This window comes from Paraburkholderia xenovorans LB400, assembly GCF_000013645.1.
GTDB lineage: Bacteria > Pseudomonadota > Gammaproteobacteria > Burkholderiales > Burkholderiaceae > Paraburkholderia > Paraburkholderia xenovorans.
Genome location: NC_007951.1, coordinates 2,009,015 through 2,024,513, shown reverse-complemented (window position 1 = coordinate 2,024,513; position 15,499 = coordinate 2,009,015). Strand labels below are relative to the sequence as shown.

The 15,499-nt window shown below is 58.6% G+C and carries 15 protein-coding genes and 3 pseudogenes; 10 read left to right on the top strand and 8 right to left on the bottom strand.

Features of this window, described 5'->3' with window-relative positions; genetic code table 11:
• Nucleotides 1–12 precede the first annotated feature (12 nt).
• Complete coding sequence (locus BXE_RS48155; protein WP_038456356.1) at nt 13–495, bottom strand: MarR family winged helix-turn-helix transcriptional regulator; 483 nt, start codon at nt 493–495, stop codon at nt 13–15.
• A gap of 119 nt (nt 496–614) precedes the next feature.
• On the opposite strand from BXE_RS48155, the gene BXE_RS08920 reads away from it, so the two are divergent.
• From BXE_RS08920 to BXE_RS44025, 7 genes are all read left to right on the top strand, one after another.
• The gene (locus BXE_RS08920) at nt 615–2,015 is read left to right on the top strand and encodes an MFS transporter (protein WP_011488023.1); all 1,401 of its coding nucleotides are present in this window, start codon (nt 615–617) and stop codon (nt 2,013–2,015) included.
• A 148-nt stretch (nt 2,016–2,163) separates the two neighbouring features.
• Complete coding sequence (locus tag BXE_RS08915; RefSeq protein WP_011488022.1) at nt 2,164–3,483, top strand: M24 family metallopeptidase; 1,320 nt, start codon at nt 2,164–2,166, stop codon at nt 3,481–3,483.
• A 178-nt stretch (nt 3,484–3,661) separates the two neighbouring features.
• Nucleotides 3,662–4,708, top strand: a complete 1,047-nt coding sequence (gtdA, locus tag BXE_RS08910; protein ID WP_011488021.1) for a gentisate 1,2-dioxygenase — start codon at nt 3,662–3,664, stop codon at nt 4,706–4,708.
• Between the two features lie 65 nt (nt 4,709–4,773).
• Nucleotides 4,774–5,472, top strand: a complete 699-nt coding sequence (locus BXE_RS08905; protein ID WP_011488020.1) for a fumarylacetoacetate hydrolase family protein — start codon at nt 4,774–4,776, stop codon at nt 5,470–5,472.
• A 35-nt stretch (nt 5,473–5,507) separates the two neighbouring features.
• Nucleotides 5,508–6,158, top strand: a complete 651-nt coding sequence (maiA, locus tag BXE_RS08900; protein ID WP_011488019.1) for a maleylacetoacetate isomerase — start codon at nt 5,508–5,510, stop codon at nt 6,156–6,158.
• A gap of 119 nt (nt 6,159–6,277) precedes the next feature.
• Nucleotides 6,278–7,450, top strand: a complete 1,173-nt coding sequence (locus tag BXE_RS08895) for a porin (protein WP_011488018.1) — start codon at nt 6,278–6,280, stop codon at nt 7,448–7,450.
• Nucleotides 7,451–7,485: 35 nt separating this feature from the next.
• A complete protein-coding gene (locus BXE_RS44025; RefSeq protein ID WP_233518791.1) occupies nt 7,486–7,944 on the top strand; it encodes a LysR substrate-binding domain-containing protein in 459 nt (152 codons plus the stop codon).
• A gap of 141 nt (nt 7,945–8,085) precedes the next feature.
• Here BXE_RS44025 and BXE_RS08885 read toward each other — a convergent pair whose 3' ends face one another.
• Entirely contained in the window at nt 8,086–8,655 is a 570-nt protein-coding gene (locus tag BXE_RS08885) for an SDR family NAD(P)-dependent oxidoreductase (RefSeq protein ID WP_081435501.1), read from the bottom strand.
• A 75-nt stretch (nt 8,656–8,730) separates the two neighbouring features.
• Between BXE_RS08885 and BXE_RS08875 the strand changes: the two genes are divergently transcribed.
• Nucleotides 8,731–9,830 (top strand): IS3 family transposase gene (locus tag BXE_RS08875; protein ID WP_085953586.1). Its coding sequence is split into 2 segments (ribosomal slippage): nt 8,731–8,983 and nt 8,983–9,830, totalling 1,101 coding nucleotides; the frame shifts between segments, so codons are not numbered across the junction.
• 4 nt (nt 9,831–9,834) lie between these two features.
• Here the strand turns inward: BXE_RS08875 and BXE_RS44020 are convergent.
• Nucleotides 9,835–10,059, bottom strand: coding sequence for an SDR family NAD(P)-dependent oxidoreductase (locus BXE_RS44020; protein ID WP_233518839.1), 225 nt, complete (start codon nt 10,057–10,059; stop codon nt 9,835–9,837).
• A gap of 129 nt (nt 10,060–10,188) precedes the next feature.
• On the opposite strand from BXE_RS44020, the gene BXE_RS08870 reads away from it, so the two are divergent.
• Together BXE_RS08870 and BXE_RS08865 are read left to right on the top strand one after the other, a co-directional pair.
• Complete coding sequence (locus BXE_RS08870) at nt 10,189–10,806, top strand: TetR/AcrR family transcriptional regulator (protein ID WP_011488014.1); 618 nt, start codon at nt 10,189–10,191, stop codon at nt 10,804–10,806.
• Nucleotides 10,807–11,347: 541 nt separating this feature from the next.
• Nucleotides 11,348–11,779 carry a hypothetical protein gene (locus BXE_RS08865; protein WP_011488012.1) on the top strand — a complete coding sequence of 144 codons (432 nt, stop codon included), beginning with the start codon at nt 11,348–11,350 and terminating at the stop codon, nt 11,777–11,779.
• A 62-nt stretch (nt 11,780–11,841) separates the two neighbouring features.
• Here the strand turns inward: BXE_RS08865 and BXE_RS08860 are convergent.
• From BXE_RS08860 to BXE_RS08845, 5 genes and pseudogenes are all read right to left on the bottom strand, one after another.
• Nucleotides 11,842–12,404 (bottom strand): annotated as a pseudogene (locus BXE_RS08860) (DNA adenine methylase); the annotation flags it as partial.
• Nucleotides 12,405–12,646: 242 nt separating this feature from the next.
• Nucleotides 12,647–13,671: pseudogene (locus BXE_RS08855) on the bottom strand (IS110 family transposase).
• A gap of 63 nt (nt 13,672–13,734) precedes the next feature.
• Nucleotides 13,735–13,957, bottom strand: a pseudogene (locus BXE_RS44010) (DNA adenine methylase); the annotation flags it as partial.
• 24 nt (nt 13,958–13,981) lie between these two features.
• Nucleotides 13,982–14,995 carry a relaxase/mobilization nuclease domain-containing protein gene (locus BXE_RS08850; protein ID WP_011488011.1) on the bottom strand — a complete coding sequence of 338 codons (1,014 nt, stop codon included), beginning with the start codon at nt 14,993–14,995 and terminating at the stop codon, nt 13,982–13,984.
• Between the two features lies 1 nt (nt 14,996).
• On the bottom strand, nt 14,997–15,467 hold the full coding sequence (locus tag BXE_RS08845; protein WP_011488010.1) for a hypothetical protein: 471 nt from the start codon (nt 15,465–15,467) through the stop codon (nt 14,997–14,999).
• Between the last annotated feature and the right edge of the window lie 32 nt (nt 15,468–15,499).

The window sequence follows — 15,499 nt, the reverse complement described above, 5'->3', positions numbered from 1 at the left end:
TGTGAGGGCAACTCAGGGCTCAAAGCCGGCCTTTGCGTTACGGTAAAGGCGGATCAACGTGCGCTTTAGCAACGCAGACTCGTCCGGAGACATATCACTAAGCAGGACAGCCTCGTGCTCAAGACTCGCGTCGTGGCACTCCTTCCCGACGGATCGCCCCTGATCCGTTAGCGTCGCATAAACCACGCGGTTGTCCCCCTCCAGGCGCGTCCTGCTTATCAATTGCTGAGACTCGAGGCGTCTCAAGATGTGAGACATCGTTGACAGATCAGTCGATGTTGTTTCCGCCAGCTTCCCGACCGTCATTTGCGAACCGCCTTCGTATAGTGCGACGAGGGCCCGCGCTGCAGGGATGCTCAGTCCCAAGGAACGGAATTGTGGCGAACTTGCATCGACGAGGACCGAGACTATCCGATGCAATAGAAACGTCAACCGATGTGAAACCCCTTCATCAGTATCGGACGACAACTTGCTTTCCTGGGTGGCCTTGTTCATGGCGTATAGATAACCCAATAACTTGTCCTTGACAATAATTTGTATGCCAACTATTGTTTCACAAACTAATCGCCACTCGACGGCGCACCGGCGCCGCCGGACATCAAGGAGACAAGTCAATGCAGCGCACTTTTGAGGTGGCGGCCATGATCGATTCGCGGTCGATGTCCGCATTCCAGTGGGGAATCGTTGTGACATGCACGCTTGCTATGGCAGTAGATGGTTTCGACGCCCAGGCAATCGGCTATGTGGCGCCAGCGCTGGTACGGAGTCTGGGTTTCAGCCGCGAAACGTTGGGGCCGATTTTCACGGCCGGCGTGCTGGGTATGGGTATCGGGAACTTGCTCATGGGTTTGATTTCCGACAAAGTAGGACGCAAACCTATGCTGGTTTCAAGTCTAATTGCATTTGGTCTGCTCAATCTGGCGAAGGGTGCAACCACCTCCCCGGAAATACTGATGCTTCTCCAGTTTGCGGCTGGCGTAGGTATTGGCGGTGCCTACCCAAACGCGATTGCGCTCACCTCAGAGTATGTACCCGCAACCCGGCGCAGCTCCCTCGTCACGGTATGTGCGATGGGCTATCTTGCCGGCACGACGTTCGGGGGATTTCTCGCCGCAGCACTAGTGCCTACCCTCGGGTGGCAAAGCATATTCTATGTAGGCGGAGCCATTGCCTTAGCCATCGCACTGGTCGCCGTCCTGGCAGTTCCAGATTCATCGCGACAACTGGTTGTATTCGGCAGATCACCCGAACGAGTGCGGCGGATACTGAATCGCATCGCACCCGAACTTGAATTACCACACGATGCCAAGTTTGTCGTAGCCGGTGAACCAAGTATCCAGCGCTCACCGGTGCGCAGCCTGTTCGCCGAAGGCCGGGCAGCTTACACAACACTGATCTGGACAACGGTGCTGATGCTGCTGATCGCGACCTACTTCGTTTTCAGCTGGCTGCCGACCTTATTCACTGCCGCTGGCATGTCTATCGGCAACTCAGCCTTGGCGTTAGCGGCTTTCCCCATCGGCTCTGCACTGTCCTCCCTCGCGCTTGCCCCGCTGCTCAGGCGTCGTTGGTCAGCACTGGCGCTGGCCGCTACCTGTGCGCTCTACGCGGTCGCACTAGCTTTCATGGGATGGACCACTCACGTCTTCCTGCTTCTCGTCGCCGTGGTCTTCGTAGCCGGACTAGGCAGCGGTACACAAGGGGTAACCCATGCACTAAACGTCGCCGTGTATCCAACGCTCATCCGCTCAACTGGTGTGGGCTGGGCAACAGGCATCGGACGACTCGGCTCCATGCTCGGACCGTTGATGGGCGGAGTCCTCGTTGGCTGGAAATGGACAACCAACGAGATTTTCTATGCCGCTGCCTCTCCGTGTGTTATCGCAGCGATTGCCATGGCGTTGATCTACCTGCTTCCGACCACACGTCGTACGTTGCAATTGGCGTTTCCCGAGAGTGATCCACAGATCCCTAGAGGTGAGTCATTGACGACCGGACTCACGGATCCCACCTGAGCCACGAGCACGCTCCATCGAGGGCGACATCCCTTCCTCTGATAGTTGCATTAGCAAGAGCACGTAGATCGAACGATTCACTTCGAGAATTCCTCGAAATCATTCTCGTTAAAACACCATTCTTTCAATTTTCTTTAGGAGTACATATATGAATCAAAGAGATTTCCCGTCCACCCTTTCTGCATCGATCAGCGAAGAAGCTCGTGCCGTCGATCTCACCGCTTTCGTTCCCCAGCTCTCGCTCGAAGAGCGTGACCGCCGCTGGGATCGGGCGCGCAAAAAGATGCTGATGGCTGGTTTAGATGCGCTTGTATTCCTCGGTAACGATATCTATTGGGGAATGGGCATGGCCAACATGCGTTACATGCTGCAGGTGGACTCCCAAATCGGTGCCGACGCGCTATTCCCTCTAGTTGGCGATCCGGTCGTCTGGAACGCGGTCGCCCACATGAACAGACCGACAAACATGTATTTGTCGGTCCAAAAGTGGATCCGCGACTTCCGTACACGAGGTGGGATGACTGTGGTTGCAGACGAGCTTCGTCAACGGGGTCTCGGCGGTGCTCGCATTGGCCTGGTCGGCTTCTCTTCTACGATCCAGACCACGCCAACCCTACTTCATGAAGACGTACTGGCATTGAAGCGCCTTTTGCCAAACGCGGAATTCCAGGACGCTAGCGCACTGCTCCAGGAAATGCGAATGGTAAAAAGCGAGGAAGAAATCGACATGCTGCGGGGCGCTGGACGCATCGCCCGAAAAGTCATTGACGCGATGGTAGAAACGGCCCGCCCTGGTGTGCCAGACGCAGCGGTGTATGCCGAGATGATTCGAACACAAATCGCCAACGGCGGTGAACCGAACATCTTCAATCTGTTTGCAGCAGGCCCGGTCGACCATCCAACTGACGAGCTATGGCATCTGCTTCATGGCTGCGAGCAACCTCTCACGCCGACCATGAGACCGCTTCAATACGGGGACATAATTGTCACGGAATGGCATACCAAATACGGCGGCTACCGCTGTCACACGGAGTTTTCCGTCTATATCGGCAAGAAGGCGCCGCGAGAACTGCTGAATATCTGGGCTGTTTCGCACGAATGTCTCGAGGCAAGTAAGGAGGCACTCGTAGCCGGTCGCACCATTGGCGAAGCGATCCAGATGATCCGTAAGCCAGCTCAAGATGCGAAGCTTGACTGGGTCGAGCTTGGTTTTCACGCAATGGGCACGGCGTCGCCAGAATTTCCTACGGTGATCTACCAGGACGGCTACGGATCCAACACATTGAACGGGAATCGTATTGCAGACATGGTTCTGGAAGAAGGCATGACGTTCGGCAATAACATCGATTTGCACAATTCCGCCTGGAAGCCCGATGTCGGTTGCATGCTGTCTGACTTTATGGTCGTGCGCCCCAAGCAGGCGGAGTGCCTGATCGGCGTACCGAAAGAACTCCCACAGGTTGGCTGAGCTAGTGACTGGGGAACGGCTCGCCATCAGCGCTTGCCGGCCACAACAGTACGCGGGGCATGCAATCCGACCAGCGCTCACCTCCGCACGAACTCGGTTGATACCGGTCGCCCTTTCTCACCCCCCCGCAGACTGGAAAGCCAGCCGGGATTGCGAAATTGAATTGGAGAAGTATCCAATGACGATTAGAAACCACAGCCCTTCCCGCATCGCCTACTACGAGCAGATTGCCAAGCTCGGTATGGCGCCGCTCTGGGAATCGCTGCACACGCTCGTGCCGAAGGAGCCGCGTCCGCAGGCCGTCCCGGCGATCTGGAAGTATGCACAACTGCGCAAGTTCGTGCTGGAGTCCGGCAAGGTCATCAGCGCGGCCGAGGCCATCCGCCGCGTGCTAATCCTCGAAAACCCGGGCCTGCCCGGCAAGGCGAGCATCACGTCGAACCTCTACGCCGGCCTGCAGCTAATCCTGCCGGGCGAGATCGCGCCGAGCCACCGTCACACGCAGTCGGCGCTGCGTTTCATCGTCGAGGGCACGAGCGCGTGGACAGCCGTCGACGGCGAGCGCACGACGATGCATCCGGGGGACTTTATCATCACGCCGTCGTGGACGTGGCACGACCACGGCAACCCAAGCATCCAGGCCAGCGGCGAGCCCGTCGTGTGGCTCGACGGCCTCGACATTCCGCTCCTGCTCCAGCTGGACGCCGGCTTTGCCGAGACCTATCCGGAAGACACGCAACCGGTCAAACGGCCCGAGGGGGACAGCTTCGCGCGCTACGGCCAGAACATGCTGCCGGTGCGCCACGACGTGAAGAACGGCAACTCGCCAATCTTCAACTACCCGTATGTGCGCAGCCGCGAGGCACTCTACACGCTCTCTCGCACGAACGAGGCTGACGCCTGGGACGGCTTCAAGTTGCGCTACGTGAACCCGGCCACAGGCGGCTACCCGATGCCGACGATGGCGACCTTCATGCAGCTACTGCCGAGGGGCTTCCGCGGCAAGGCTTACCGGACGACCGATTCCACGGTATTCAGCGTGGTCGAGGGACAGGGGAACGTCCGGATCGGAGAACAGTTGTTCGAGTTCGCGCCGCACGACGTGTTCGTCGCGCCGTCGTGGCAGCCGGTCAGGTTCGACACCGACGAGGACGCCGTCCTGTTCAGCTACTCGAATCGCCCCGTGCTCGCCGCGCTCAGCCTGCTGCGCGAAGAGCGCCAGTAACGGCACCGCCGCGTGAGCCCTGTCCGGCACGCGCGACTCCAATCATTTCAACAACGAGATTCACCATGGCATTCATTTTCCCGCCCGAAGCGCTGGTCGCCGTACCGGTCGTCCGCACAAACGACGCGATCGCGGTGCGCCGCGTCTATTGCGTCGGCCGCAACTACGCCGCGCACGCGCGCGAGATGGGCTTCGACCCGGACCGCGAGCCGCCATTCTTCTTCTGCAAGCCCGACAACGCTGTGGTGCCGGTCGGCTACAACGAGACACTCGCGCTCGACTATCCGCCCGAAACGCAGAACTATCAATACGAGGCCGAGCTCGTGGCCGTAATCGGCAAGCGCGGCGCGGACATCCCGCTCAAGGAGGCGCTCGACTACGTCTGGGGCTATGCGGTCGGCCTCGACATGACGCGCCGCGATCTCCAAATGAAGATGCGGGAGATGGGCCGTCCGTGGGAAATCGGCAAGGCATTCGACCGATCGGCGCCGATCGGCCCGATCCATCCGGCGGCAAGCGTCGGCCACATCGAGAAAGCCGACCTCTGGCTAAGTGTGAACGGCGAAACGAAGCAGAAGAGTAACGTCACGCAGCTGATCTGGTCGGTGGCCGAGACGGTCGCCTACCTGTCGAGGTTCTTCCGGCTCGAACCGGGCGACCTGATCTACACGGGCACGCCCGAAGGCGTCGGCCCGGTGAAGCCCGGCGACACGATGAAGGTAGGCGTCGAGCGTCTCGGTGAGCTGACCGTCAAGATCGCCTGACCTCCTCTTACCCGCAGACATCCAGGAACACGAACGTGGATCTCTACAGCTTCTTCAACAGCTCGACCTCGTACCGCGTGCGCATTGCGCTCGTGCTGAAGGGTCTCAACATCGCGTATCACGGCGTCAATATCCGCGTCGGCGAGCAGCGCGACGCGGGTTATATCGCCAACATCAACGCCTCCGCCAGCGTGCCGGCGATTGTCGACGGCGACTTCCGTCTCGCGCAGTCGCTCGCGATCATCGACTGGCTCGACGTCACGCATCCGGAGCCGCGCCTAATTCCGGTCGAACCGGTACTGCGCGCGCGCGTGCTGGAATTCGCAAATGCGATCGCCTGCGACATTCACCCGGTTAACAACCTGCGCATCCTCAAGTACCTGACGGACGTGCTGAAAGTCACACCCGAGCAGAAGGACGCCTGGTACAAGCATTGGATCGCCGAGGGCATGGGCACCGTCGAGCGGCTGCTCGCGCAGCGCAGCGTGGCGCAGGTAGGCCCGTGGGCCTTCGGCGCCGAGCCCACGCTGGCGGACATCTGTCTTGTGCCGCAGATCGCGAACGCGCTGCGTATGGACTGCGATCTGTCCGCCTTCCCGCGCGCGCTGGCCGTATTCCAGCATGCGAAACAGCACCCGGCCTTCGACGCGGCGCAACCAGACCGCCAGCCGGACTACGTCCAGTAGATTCCTGCAAAAAAGCTCAGCGAATCTGCTCGGGAAAAATTTCTATGGAGGATCGTATCTTCTAAATTACTAGAATTTAATACGCCTAACTAATTTATATATATTAATTCAGGAGACACATGATGAAAAAATCGACCATTGGAGCCCTCCTGCTCGGAGGATTTTCAACTATCGCTCATGCACAGAGCAGCGTGACACTGTACGGCAATGTTGATACCGGAATAGCGTACACATCCAACGTCCAAGGAAAGTCACTCTGGCAGGAGACGCAAGGTATCGGGCTCGGGAATCGCTGGGGGCTGCTCGGACAAGGTGACTTGGGCAACGGCCTGAAAGCCATTTTTAGGCTGGAGAACGGTTACAGTTCTTCTAGTGGTGCGCTGTTAAACGGCGGGCGCTTATTTGGTCGCCAGGCATATGTTGGCTTGAGCCAGCAGCAATTCGGTGCAGTGACATTCGGTCGGCAATATGACTCAGTCGTGGACTATGTAAGTCTCCTCGCCTCCTCGAAGCAGTATGCTGATCAAATGGGAGCCCACATCGGTGACAACGACAACATGTTCAACTCCCTTCGAATCAACAATTCGGTCAAGTATGCAAGTTCGCAGATTGCCGGGCTATCGTTTGGCGGTCTCTATGCATTCAGCAATCAAGCGTCTGGTGGAAATTCAACCGGCTTCTCAAACGACAGTGCCTTCAGCGTAGGCGCAGCCTATACAAATGGCCCGCTCAAGATAGCGGCTGCATTTTTGCAATTGAACCACCCATCGTCGGGCAATGCCAATGGCAGCAACACGGGCGGAGCTATTTCGGGCGACTATAACACTCTCAGTACCAACATCTTTTATTCGCAACCCGTTGCGAAGCAAACCGTGGGAGCGGCCGGAGCCAACTACAAGATCTCGGGATTCACTATCGGAGCTGTCTTCAGCGACGTAGTTTTTGACTACAACGATGGCACTTCTCTTCGATTGCTAAATTACGAGGCGAACGTCAGCTATCAGATCACGCAAGCGATTGCAACTCAGCTCGTCTACACCTTCACCGATGGAACGGCGGATGGGGGTGCGAGTTACGGAAATTTCGCAGATGGGCGACACCCGCGCTGGCAGCAAGTTACGGCTGGCGCCAGTTACTCATTATCGAAAGCAACTTCGCTCTATGTCTTGGCAGCCTACCAACTTGCATGCGGGGACGCCCAGCGTGCTGCCATATCCCCATCGGGCGGAGAAACGGCTTGGGGTCATAGGTCACAGATCGAGCTTACAACAGGAATTACCGTCAAGTTCTAGTGAGCCTATGGCAACTCGGACGTTGGACACGTGACGTGTACGCTGCTCATTTTCCCAATTGTGGTGGCAATTTTTGGGAGCTCGCCGTCGGATCCGTCTCTGCAAATCAACACAGGGACAGGCTGCGCGTCAACTCTCCGGAAGCCGTACACGAGGCTGTCAACACGGGCCTTAGAGTCGGATATCGGCTGCAATGGCTGTTTGAAGACGGGTTGAAAAACAGCAACCTGCGGCGGTTGCTCAGCGAAGACGCCGCGCCGCCCGTCACGATCCAGATCCCGTATGTGGCCAACCGCCCGTTGCCGAAACGCGCCATCGTGTTCATGGACTTCATCATGCAGATGCTTTCCCGGGTATCTGCTCTCAGCGCGGATGCGGCGACGATCTCGACACCGCGACTGAAGGCGTCCAGATATCTTCTCCCGGTGCTCGACCATCTTGTGTATTGCGCAGAAGGACCGCTGTGGGGCGAACGCCCCCGCTTCTTTTCCTGACGCGCCACATGCTGAGAGAAATTAGCTGTTGAGAACGATGTCGCGGATCGGCAACCGGCCGATGCTGAAGTTGAACGTCGGTGTGCCATTCGCACTTCCGCTTTGCGTGCTATCGAACTGCGGACCACAACATTTGCGACATTAGACCGAAGCCTTTCGCATGGCATCGACAGCCGCATTACCTGCCATATGTACGGCTGTATTCGGCGCAATTCGCCCAAGCAGCTTGAGGACATTAGCGAGGCATGGCCTGATCTCCGTCTGACCGCGCTCCATGCCGCGAATGGCCTTCGTGACCATCGCATCGACTCGCATCGGTTTGAGACCACCCGTGTCGATCTTTGTGAAATCGCCGTAAAAGAGTGGAGTGTCGGTGGAAGGTGGCGCCAGTTCGACAACGCTGATGTGGGTATCCTTTAGCTGAAGCCGCAGACTTTGTGTGTAAGCATGCGGTCCAGCTTTGGCAGCCGAATAGATTGGTGCGACGGCCAGAGGCACAAACGCGAGGCCGGACGAAACATTCACGAGCATGGCATCGGGCCTTGTCCGCAGATGATCGAGAAAAGCCAGGTTGGCCCAGATAGTGCCGTTCAGATTCGTCTCGATCTCGCGTGTCACGTCGACAAAGTCGGCCGCTTTCTGCAAGTCCAGCTTGCGCATGATGCCCGCGCAATGAATGACTACGTCGAGTGCCGGATGATCCTGTAGCACGGTGTCGTGACCTGAGACGGATCATGTAGCCAAACGGCAAGTGAGTTCTCTTATCCTAGAGGCAAGGAGAACTCGATGAAGAAGCGCCACACCGACGAACAGATCATCCGCATCCTGCGGGAAGCCGAGAGCCGCGAAGAAGCGGTGAAGGATCTGTGCAAACGGCACAACATCACGGAACAGACTTTCTACCGCTGGCGAAACAAGTTCGGCGGCATGGATGTCGCCGAGGCCCGGCGTCTCAAAGAACTGGAATCGGAAAATGATCGGCTCAAGCGCCTGATTGCCGAGCAACTGCTGGTGATCGATGGTCTGAAGGAGTTCAGCCGAAAAAAATGAATTCCCCGACGGGCCGGCGCGAAGCGCTGGAAGTCCTGACCCGGAGGGGACTATCGCAACGTAAGGCATGTCGTTACCTGGGGCTGAGCCGCCGGGTGGCGACCTACGCGCTCAGGCAACCGGAGAAAGACCGGACCCTGGGCGAACGGTTAATCGCGGCGTCCCAGGAAGTGCCGCGCTTTGGCTACTGCCGGATCTCGGCCTGGTTGTCGTTGGGCGAATCGCTCGTGCGCCGGATGTGGCGTGCGCTGAAGCTGAACATCCCGAAGCGACGGCCGCGTCGACGACGTTGCGGCAGCGATATCCGCCTGCCTGGCGCGACAAAGCCCAATTCGGTCTGGAGTTACGACTTCGTCCTCGATCAACTGGTCGACGGCCGTGTCTTGAAAATGCTGTGCGTGATCGACGAGTACACCCGGGAATGCGTGGCAATCGAGGTTGGTGCCAGCCTGCGTTCGCAGGACGTGATTCTGGTGCTGTCGAGGCTGATGCGGCTGTATGGAAAGCCGGCATTCATCCGGTCGGACAACGGCGCGGAATTTACCGCCGCCCGGGTGATGCGCTGGCTGCGTGACGCCTCGATTGGCCCGGCCTTCATCGCGCCGGGTAGCCCTTGGCAGAATGGCTTCGTCGAAAGCTTCAACGGCAAACTGCGTGACGAACTGCTGAATCGCGAATGGTTCCGCAGCCGCGCCGAGGCAAAAATGCTCATCGAGCAATGGCGTCAGTTCTACAACGAGAGGCGGCCGCATAGCGCCCATCGTTACCAACCTCCGGCCACGGTCCGTCGAGCCTCGCTGGAGTCCGATAATATCGACATGCGACTCACTGCCTGACTGGCTACAGAATCCCGCCGCAGGTCAGTCGCGCAGTGCGCGAATCGCATCGGGATCGGCCGCGTCGCTGCGGACGGTCTGAACGCTGGGAAGTTTCGTGCGCTTCGGCGAGTGCCGTCTCGCGACGGCCGGTTACGACGACCGTATTGCCACGGGCCAGCAACTGACGTGCGAATTCAAGACCGATTCCCGAACTGCCACCGGTAACAAGTATGGTACGGCCCGTCATCTTCATCATGGTGTCCCTGAAAGCATAGCGTGGCCCAACACTGGTGCAGCGGCCAGCTAATTTGCACATGGATAATTATTGTCAAAATGTATGGCGATATGATTTATGCTTATTGTCAATGTGTCAACCATGACTACCGCACCATTGAACGGCGCTGACATACCCTCCCGCCGTGAAGGCATCGTGAATGCCGCGTCGGAAACATTCCTGCGCTACGGCTATGCGCGCACGACCATGGCCGATCTGGCCAAGGCTGCAGGACTATCCCGACCGCTGCTATATCTGGAGTTTCAGGACAAGGCCGACGTGTTCCGGGCGGTCGCCGAACAGGTGGCGCGGGAGCTGGAACGCAGAATTCGGGCCGAGCTGGACGCGTTGCCAAACCTCCGCACGCAACTTAACCTGGCGTGTGAAATATGGGTCGTGGAAACGTTCGATCTGATCAGTGCGCATCCCGATGCGAAGGATTTCTTCGATCTCGGTCCGGAACTGCTCGGGCAGAGCTACGATGCCTTTGAGGTCCTGATTGCGGACATCCTCAGCCGCGCCGGCGCAAAGCAGGCGCGTGCCTTGGCGCGACTGCTGGTCAGCGCGTCAAAGGGTTTTAAGGAGTCGGCCAGTGATGGCAAGGACCTGCGCAAGCTGTTGCAGTTGCAGATCGATGCGCTCGTCGGCTACATCGAACGCAATGCACACGCCGCTGCAGCACCACATGCGCCTTGCGTCAGGCGGACAAGGCGTCAATAACTCATTGCGCGATCGCGAGAAACGCGACGAGCATCAGAGCGTCGGCACACCAGAAAGTTGGTCGTATGACGATCATCGTGGGCAGCGCGCCGCCAGCCAGCAAGCGTGCCGATCAGGTTGCCCGGCATCACGCCGGAGGCCCACATGCCGAACGCCCAAGCCCAACCGGCTCTTCGGCATCTGCACGGCAACAAGAATCGTGGCTCCCGACGAGTAGATGTCTCGATCAGTCCGATACTCGTCGGAAAACACGATCACGCGAGGGACTGCTGTGCACTTGAGGGTGTCTATCCGAGATGAGGGAGGTGGTATGGCTGTAATGATCAGATCAACTACAACATTCCGGGTTCGGCCATCTCCAGCTCAGCCCCCGAAGTTTCTTCTACTCGCAGCGACTAAACGACCGGAAATCGCGCCTATTGCATTCGTGGCGTGACGATCTATATTTGGAGAAGGCCACCGTCACACAGCCCTCGCCACCAAGCTTTCCCGATCAACCCTAAGGCGGCAGGATCGGGAAGAATATCCGGGAGAACATTCCGTGGAATTTCTGAAACTTGCGATTATCCACGGCGCTGTCGTCGGAATTGCCAAAGGTATCCAGCTCTTTAGTCGCCACTGCCGGCACCGGTTCGGCTACAGTTTTTTCTCAAAGCGAGGATTCTGGCTCGCGGCCATCGGGATCAATTTTCTGTGGTGGGGATTCGTTGCATGGGGGGCCTCGTTCCTGCACCACACCCCGCAATCGGGCGGCATAGTCCTCATGGGAATGGGGTTGCTCGCAGTCGCGTGGCTGATATACGAGAACATCCGCGATACCGACCTCCCTCATGGCGTGGGTGGATCGGCGCTCCAACTCGTACTGTTTTTCCCTCTAGCGATCTACGGCGCTCCGATCCTCCTGATCACCGTGCTCTTCCTGCTTTTCGCCACATTCAAAGGCGGACCGGCTGTATGGCTCGCTGACCGATGACTACCCACCTCTGCCGATAATCTGTCGCAAACACGGCGAGGTTATCGCATGGCTCTCCCCCATCAAAACAGGCCCGCCGGATCGTCGGCCCTGTTCCAACTATAGAGAATCAGTTCCCCGCTCAGTGCGGTGGATGCCGAGCCACCGACCGTGCATTGAATCTCTGCCCGCTCAACGTCCAGCCCCGCAAACACCCTTCGCATATCCGGATGATCGTTCACGGTCAGAATCGCGCGCCCCTTGATCTCTCTCATAACGACGGCCATCCGTTCATACTGATCGATACCGAATGGCACGCCATACCCTTCCGTTTCCCAATACGGTGGTCGAAGAAGAAAAACGTATGGGACCGATCGTATCGACTCATGCAGGCCTGCCAATCCAGCTTCTTGATAGGCACCGGACAGGCGAAGATGCGCAGCCGACAGCGTTTCTTCCAGACGCATCAGGTTGAGGCCTGGCGGCGATGTCGTAGCCGTCCCGAAGGTACGCCCTCAACACGACCACCGAAGCAGTTCTGCTGCAGGTAGTAGAAACGCGCGGCACGCTGAATATCGGTGAGCGTCTCGGGAGGCGTGTCGTTCAGCCACTTGAAAACCTGTCGGCTGCTTAGAGCCCATTTGAATGTATGGTCAGCCCTATTTCTGCAACTGCAAACTTCGATGAAGGCAAAGGCTTGCGCTAACGTATCCGGACTCTCGAAGGGAACGTTATTTCCCGGTCCACGATGAAAATTCGCACCCCACGATCCTCAAAACTGTCGCAGCTACGAGAGCTGATTCAAATGTCAGGTTCTTCGCGAGGTCGATTGCCGTTGTCGTCATCTACATTTGTCGTCGCAAAAAGCAGGAAGAGTGAATAGACTTGCTACGCAGCAGCTCGCTGCGGGTGAGGAACGTAGGCAGCGTTACCGTTCAGTACTGCCCATGCGATGCGGGCAAGCTTGGCTGCCAACGCGCAAGCCACGATACTTGAATGGCGCCGCTCCAGCAGTTGGCGCACCCATATCGCCATGGCGTCTGACCGTTTGTGAATGTGCATCATGATCGATCGCGCGCATTGGACCAGCAAGGTTCGCAAGTGCTTGTCGCCGCGCTTCGAAATGCCGAGAAGTGTCGTCTTGCCTCCGGTACTGTATTGGCGTGGCACGAGCCCCAGGGACGCAGCAAAATCGCGGCTCGTCCGGTATTGACGCGCATCACCTGCCTGAGAAGCGAGTACGCTGGCAGTGATTGGCCCGATTCCCGGGACTGTTAGCAAACGCTGGGCGACGTCATCCTCTTTCATTAACCCGTTCAGTTCGCGCTCGATAACGGCGATCTGCTCGTTGAGATGAAAAACGTAATCCCGAAGTTGCTCCAGCAAGGCGACAAGGCGCGGCGGTAAGTCATTGCCTGCAGCACCGCTGGCAGCTTTCGGATCGCCGCCGGACCAGTGCCTATGGCGACCCCAAATTCGACAAGATATGCATGAATCTGGTTGTGAGCCGAGCCTCGGCTGCGAATCAGCATATCTCGTGTCCGGTGCAGCGCCGAGATAGTCTGTTGCTGCTCGTTTCTTACGGCCGCGAACCTCATCGCTGGGCGAGATGCCGCCTCGCAGATCGCTTCCGCGTCGACGAAATCGTTCTTGTTGCCTTTCACGAACGGTTTCACATACTGCGGCGCGATCAGCTTCACATCATGTCCAAACTGCAAGAATCTTCTCGCGAAATGATGCGCACCAGAACACGACTCCATCACGATTCGACAAGCCGGCGTGTTGGCGACAAGCTCGACCAGCTGCTTACGATTCAGTTTCCTGCGCCACAGCTGATGTCCTGCCTTGTCTTGTGCATGAACGTGGAAGATGTGCTTACCGAGATCAATGCCTAACAGTGCGATGTTCTCCATGACAGTCCCCGACGTGAGTGAACAGGCCAGCATACCCCGAAGGGCGGGCTGACCATATCATTACTGGCGTATAAATTCTTCCGGATGGTGCTGCACAACGCGATAAAAGATTGACGAGATCGTTGACGTCGTTCAGCACCTCGACCTCCGCCGGCGGTCTCAAGAAGAACAGCGCCGCGGCTCCCGCAAAAACCTCGACATAGCAGGTATACGGCGGGAAACGCGGAATCAGGATATCGGCCAGACGGCGCTTGCCACCTATCCACGGCACGATGGACATGACCATCAGTCCCTCCACATATTCCACATATCAGCGCTCAACATCCGGTCCGACGCCATCCGACCGACCGTCTGCCACGGGCGTCGTTCGATCCGGCTGCTCGCGCCCGATGTCCTGCGTGCGCCCGACCACAGGCCGGTGTTGCTGCACCGGCATAGCCCCGACGAAATACGCCATCTCGACTGCCATCGCACGATCCTCGCGGGCGCGCGACTTCGCCATCGTATAGGCCATCTCACGCCAGGCAGCAAAGACACCACCATGCGCTACCCACCCTGCGTCACGCTGCGCATCGGTCGGCAGCGGCGTCCAGTGCCTCGGCGTCTCGCCACGCGCGATCATGTGCACAACTGCGGGCTTCGGATACCGTTGCGTCGCGCCGCGCGCGCGTCTGGGTGTCGCGTTCCCGTCAACGCCATACTCGCGCAATTGCTCCGCAAAGCGTTCACGCCAGCGCTGAAGATCCTTGTGGCGCGGATTCAGGCGGTGCCCATCGGGACCGCGCACCTGCACGCTCAGATGCACGTGCGGATGAGCTTCATCGTCATGCGCCGCGAAGACGTAGGCCCGTCCGTCGCCAAACTCCTGTGTTGCAAAGTCCCGCGCCGCGTCGCGCACAGCCTGCCGGTCCGTGCCCGGTGGCATCGACAGCAGGATATTGAAAACCTCGCGCCGCGTACTGGTCTCCGGGATACCCCATCCACCGAGCTGCCAGGCCTTCGTAAGATCGCGCAACGCATCGACACCGGCGATACGGTCGCCGTCCTGGTCTTCGAGCTCAATCCTGCCGTTACGGGAGATATAGCGCAGATGTCGGCGCACGGCGCCCATGCCCTGAGCACGGGCCGCCTTGTTGGTGATCTTGACCATCACCTCCGGAGTACGCCTGAGCGTGCGGGCTATCTGGGCGCGCATGCGGGCGGCTTCGTCCCGAATGCCTGCATGCGAGAGACGCAAGGCACGGGCATGCCGAAGCGGCTCCTGAAACAGCCGGTCACCCCAGTTCACAAGCATCGCGTCGATGTAGATTTTCGGGTAAGGCATGTCAGCGGCTCCATCGGTCCAGGTTCGTGCGAATGACGGCCGCAGTCGCACGCAGGTGAGCATCAATCCGGCTCCGGATTTCCGTCCAGTCGGCCATCCAATCCTCCCGCACGGCCCCGGCCATGCCCGAACGCGCGAACTGACCCAGCAACCGGCTGATACCAGCCATTTGTCGATTGGACTCCGACAGCGCCTGCATCTCATGCTCACCAAACTGAGGCTCGCGCGCTAGCTGCGCGCGGACCAGTGACACGATCCAGCGGTTACCACTGAGCCCCATTGCGGATGCACACTGCTCGACAGCCTTCAGTTCCGTCATGGTCAGGCGGATTTCGATGCGACTGCGCGGCTCTCCAACGACTGGCCTCGTCAGTCCCGGATCGAGCGCGCCGGGCCGGTCGTCAGCGTCGTCATCGATGGCAGCGGCAATCAGCTGTCGTACGCCTTCGCCTGCCGTCAAACCACGGCGCATGCACCAGTCGTCCCAGCGCAACCTCGCTGCCC

Bases quoted from the DNA above. Each gene is read 5' to 3' on its own strand.
- BXE_RS48155 (WP_038456356.1), bottom strand. From the start codon at position 495: ATGAACAAGGCCACCCAGGAAAGCAAGTTGTCGTCCGATACTGATGAA.
- BXE_RS08920 (WP_011488023.1), top strand. From the start codon at position 615: ATGCAGCGCACTTTTGAGGTGGCGGCCATGATCGATTCGCGGTCGATG.
- BXE_RS08915 (WP_011488022.1), top strand. From the start codon at position 2,164: ATGAATCAAAGAGATTTCCCGTCCACCCTTTCTGCATCGATCAGCGAA.
- gtdA (WP_011488021.1), top strand. From the start codon at position 3,662: ATGACGATTAGAAACCACAGCCCTTCCCGCATCGCCTACTACGAGCAG.
- BXE_RS08905 (WP_011488020.1), top strand. From the start codon at position 4,774: ATGGCATTCATTTTCCCGCCCGAAGCGCTGGTCGCCGTACCGGTCGTC.
- BXE_RS08895 (WP_011488018.1), top strand. From the start codon at position 6,278: ATGATGAAAAAATCGACCATTGGAGCCCTCCTGCTCGGAGGATTTTCA.
- BXE_RS44020 (WP_233518839.1), bottom strand. From the start codon at position 10,059: ATGACGGGCCGTACCATACTTGTTACCGGTGGCAGTTCGGGAATCGGT.
- BXE_RS08870 (WP_011488014.1), top strand. From the start codon at position 10,189: ATGACTACCGCACCATTGAACGGCGCTGACATACCCTCCCGCCGTGAA.
- BXE_RS08850 (WP_011488011.1), bottom strand. From the start codon at position 14,995: ATGCCTTACCCGAAAATCTACATCGACGCGATGCTTGTGAACTGGGGT.
- BXE_RS08845 (WP_011488010.1), bottom strand. From the start codon at position 15,467: ATGCGCCGTGGTTTGACGGCAGGCGAAGGCGTACGACAGCTGATTGCC.